Origin of the sequence: Gordonia sp. (in: high G+C Gram-positive bacteria) (assembly GCF_049647785.1) — a bacterium.
In the GTDB taxonomy this organism is placed as follows: Bacteria; Actinomycetota; Actinomycetes; order Mycobacteriales; family Mycobacteriaceae; genus Gordonia.
Genome location: NZ_JBARYI010000068.1, coordinates 1 through 4,305, shown reverse-complemented (window position 1 = coordinate 4,305; position 4,305 = coordinate 1). Strand labels below are relative to the sequence as shown.

Below are 4,305 nucleotides of genomic sequence, written 5' to 3'. Positions count from 1 at the left end.
GTCTGACATAGTGCGGGAATCGACGCATCATGCGAGAACGAGCAGGCGGGCCGCGGGGGCGAGGGTCGGTCGGCGACACTGGAGGATGCACCTGACCGGTTTTGTCAGAGGGGCCTCGTAACATCGTCTTGGCAGAGTGGAAATCCGAACTTCCACGCAAAAGGTGGCGAAAGGGGACGGCGTGGCTTCACCGAGTTTCGACGGTGCATCGCTCGAGTCCGGGGGTTGTGTGACGGAACCCCTGTTCGATTACGAACCTGAACCGTTGGCGTTGTTCTCGGTGAAACCGGTAGTCGCGCCCCCGGTGGTCGCACCCGTGGTGGCCAATACCACTGATCGGACCGGCGACGCAGAACCCGAAGCTGGGCTAGCCCATCAAGTGACGTTCCTCCACACCGCGGATTGGCAACTCGGGATGACGCGCCACTTCCTGGCTGGGGAGGCGCAGCACACCTACAACGCCGCTCGTGAAGACGCTGTTATTCGCATCGGAGAACTCGCGCGGACCACAAGCGCCGAGTTTGTGGTGGTGTGCGGTGACGTCTTCGACGATCCGCGCGTCTCCACCCGCATTATTCGTCGAACGCTCGCCGCCCTCGGGGAATACCCGGTGCCGGTGTACCTGTTGCCGGGCAACCACGATCCACTCGACGCCACCAGCGTCTACCGCTCAAAAGACTTCACCGCCAATTGCCCCGACAACGTCGTGGTCCTCGACAAAGCTGGAGTTGTCCGGGTCCGTGACGGCGTCAGCCTTGTCGCCGCCCCCTGGACAACTAAGCGCCCGCTGTCCGACCTTGTCAACGACCAAGTCGCTTCGCTCGCGGCCTCCGACGACATCCGGATCGTCGTCGGACACGGCGGCGTCGATGCCCTCAGCCCCAACGATGATCCCTCCACGGTCGGGGCAGCCACCCTCGACGTTGCGGTTGCCGCAGAACTCGTCGACTACGTCGCCCTCGGCGACCGTCACTCGGTCACTTCGGTAGGCGACTCCGGACGGATCTGGTACTCCGGTGCCCCGGAAGTCACCGCCTTCGACCACGTGGAGCATGCGCCAGGCAACGTCCTCGAGGTCACGCTCGCACGCGGCACCACCTCAACTGTCAATGTCACCCCACATCGAGTGGGACAGTGGGCTTTCCGCACCATCCGTGACGACATGAATGGGCCCGAAGACATCGCTCGCCTGCGTGAAACGCTGTCCGCAGTCGACGAAAAGTCGCGCACCGTGGTGCAGATTTCCTTAGTCGGCACCGTCAGCGTCGCAGACAATGTCGCGCTTAATGATCTGCTGGAAGAGTTCGGTGACCGCTTCGCCGCCTTGAAGATTTGGGAACGGCACCATGACCTCACCGTCGTCTCCGACCCGTCGGATATCACTGCACTCGACCTCGGTGGCTATGCGGCGCAGGCGGCAGCCGAGCTCGCAGAGCGCGCAAGCGCGGATTCCGCTGACGCCGCCGATGCGGCTGCGGCACGATCGGCTCTCGGTTTGCTGTACCGACTTTCGGGAGCGGCGCGATGAGACTGCACCGACTGCGCGTTGAGAACTTCCGCGGCGTCGCTTCTCGAGAGATTGAATTTGCCGATGCCGGCGTCACGGTGATCGAGGGCGACAATGAGGCAGGGAAGTCGTCGATGATGGAAGCCTTCGACCTCCTGTTGACGACGCAAGCCAGCAGCAAATCGAAGAATGTGCGGGCTGTGCAACCGTCGGGCCGTGACGTCGGAACCGGAATTTGGGCCGAAATTTCTTGCGGCCCTTGGCGGTTCGAGTACTTCAAACGGTTCAACCGGCAGCCGGAAACCTCGCTCACAATCCTAGAACCGGCTCGCGAGCAGTTGGCAGGACGCGAAGCGCACGAGCGAGTGGAACAGATCTTCTCCGAATCGCTCGACAAGACGTTGTTCGGTGCGCTGCGACTGCTGCAGTCGGCAGACCCGAAACTCGGCGATCTCGCGAATAGTTCGGCGCTGTCGCAAGCCCTTGACCATGCTGCGGGACAAGCCGAATCGGACTCCGACGGCGGTGAGTCGCCGCAAATGCTGGAGCTCGCCGCCGCAGTGACGACTGAGTACAAGAAGTACTTCACGCTGGCGCAGGGCCGCCCGACCGGTGAACTCGCTGACGCACAAGCCGCTGCGGCATCCGCGGCCAAGCAGGTTGCCGAACGGGAGGAGATCCTGAAGGGCGTGCAAGACGCCGCAGACCGACTTCCGCGCGTTGCCGAGTCGATTAGGCAACTCCTTGTTGATGAGCAGCAGCGCGACGTCGACGCGTCGACGGCGAGCGCAGCGCTCACGGAGGCGGAAGCTGTCGGGGAGAAGGCGACGGCCGCCCGCGCGATTGTCGAGACTAAGGCGATGGTGCATAAGCAGGCGCTCGCCGCGGTGACGGCCAGGGAACATGCGCGTGCCCGCCTGTCGAAACTTCGTGCCTCGGCCGAGGCCAACGCGGTGGCAATCGCTGAGGCGCGGAAACACGCTGGGGTTTCCACGAAGCAGGCGGAGGCGCTCGCTGCCGAACTAGCAACGTCGCAGGCGGCACTTGCGAGTATGCGAACCGATCTCGCTGCGGCCGAAGCGGCCTCCCGGATTGCCGCCGATCGGGCACGGTTGGCTCGTCTGGATCACACGCTGGCCGAAGTTGGGCGTCTCCGGACCGAACTCACATCGGCTCAGCATCAAGTTGCGGCAATTGTGGTGACCGATGATGATGTTCGGCTCGCGGCGGCACTCGATCGTGACCTCACGGCACTTACTGCCCGACTCGACGCAGCCACCGCGACCGTCTCGGTGACTCGTCTCGGCAACACCGATGTGTTGATCGGTGGCGACACCATTGACCATCGGCGGGAGGTGTCCGCTGCGGATGTGACGGTCATCGAGGTTCCTGGAATTGCTCGCATCGAGGTGCTGCCGGGCGCGGATTCGGCAGTTCTGGCGACCGAACTCGCCGGTTTGCGGGAACGTGAGGAAGCACTGCTGGCCCGCTGCGGGCTCAAGAGTCTCGCGGAAGTTGCGCCAGCGTCGAATCGTCGCGCGGAAGCGGTACGTCAGACTGCTGAAGCCGAGCGGGCGATTGCCCGCGAGCTTGGCGGCACGCGTACCGAAGATTTGGAGAAGCAGCGGCTCGACATTGTCGGACGCCTCCCCGAACCGAGCGACGAGGCGGCTGGTGACCCCGTCGAACTGCGGCGCGCTGAGCGTGAGCTCGCAGACCTGATTGCGCAGGCAGATCGTCGGCGCGATGCCCTGATCGCATCGGCAAGCGAACAGACCTTGCGGGCGACGACCCTGGAGGAGTCCGGAGTTCGCAGCGTTGAGGAGGCGGCCGCACTCAGTGCGGAAATCGATTCTGCTGCTGCGGAGGCCTCCGACGAGATGCTCGTCGAACGCGTGGCGCAGGCGCAAACTGAGCTTGACACTGCCACCGCCGTGCTGGCGAAGGTACGTGAGCAATTGGAGAAGCTGAACTTGCATGGCTTGCGCGGGGCGCTGAGTGACGCGGAGGCGGCACAGACACGCGTTCGGCAGCAGTTGGCCGAACAAAAGCGTTTGCAGACGGAGCTGTCGACGCGGCTCGATGTGTGTCGGGCCGATGGCAGGCTCGATGAACTTTCCGATGCCGTTGCCGAAAATGACGCTGCCTCAGCGCAATTGAAACGAGTGTCAGAGCGGGCGGCAGGCGCCCGAGTGCTTCACGAGACCCTGCAGCGCAAGCGGAACGAGTCACGCGCACGCTATGTCGATCCCTTCACCGATCGCCTCGAGGAGTTGGCTGGTCCGGTGTTCGGTGACGATGTGAAGTTCGGGGTCGACGATGATTTTGTGATCTCGACGCGGACGCTCGATGGCGTCACCGTTGATGTTGACGCACTTTCCGGCGGCGCCAAAGAGCAGCTTGGCCTGTTGGCGCGCTTGGCCTGTGCGACCTTGGTTGACGAGGCCGACGGCGTTCCATTAATTCTCGACGATGCGTTGGGTTACACCGACCCGACGCGACTGGCGTCCATGGCGCAGGTTCTGGGAACTTCCGGGGGTGACGCGCAGATCATTGTCTTGACCTGCACACCCGACCGGTATCGAGATGTGGTCGGGGCCAAGCTGATCGCAGTCTGACGGGAAACTGCGCCCCGGTGTTGGGCGCGGGCGAGCAGGTGCGCTAATGTTGCTCTCGCCCAATGAGCCCCCCTAGCTCAGGGGATAGAGCGTCTGCCTCCGGAGCAGAAGGTCGTAGGTTCGAATCCTACGGGGGGCACAAAGTGAAGCCGCTGGCCAGGACTGTTTTCAGTCCTGGCC

Annotated in this window: 2 protein-coding genes and 1 tRNA gene; all 3 read left to right on the top strand. The window is 63.6% G+C overall.

Annotation, left to right across the window (positions count from 1 at the left end; translation table 11 throughout):
- Positions 1-181: 181 nt before the first annotated feature.
- The 3 genes from WBA38_RS10665 to WBA38_RS10655 all read left to right on the top strand — a co-directional run bounded on the left by WBA38_RS10665 (position 182) and on the right by WBA38_RS10655 (position 4,264).
- Positions 182-1,528, top strand: coding sequence for a metallophosphoesterase family protein (locus tag WBA38_RS10665; protein WP_424322669.1), 1,347 nt, complete (start codon positions 182-184; stop codon positions 1,526-1,528).
- Positions 1,525-4,125, top strand: a complete 2,601-nt coding sequence (locus WBA38_RS10660; RefSeq protein ID WP_424322668.1) for an AAA family ATPase — start codon at positions 1,525-1,527, stop codon at positions 4,123-4,125. Before WBA38_RS10665 ends, WBA38_RS10660 begins: the two co-directional genes overlap by 4 nt.
- Before the next feature lie 66 nt (positions 4,126-4,191).
- Positions 4,192-4,264 (top strand) — tRNA-Arg (locus WBA38_RS10655).
- The last annotated feature ends 41 nt before the right edge of the window (positions 4,265-4,305 follow it).

Bases quoted from the DNA above. Each gene is read 5' to 3' on its own strand.
- WBA38_RS10660 (WP_424322668.1), top strand. From the start codon at position 1,525: ATGAGACTGCACCGACTGCGCGTTGAGAACTTCCGCGGCGTCGCTTCT.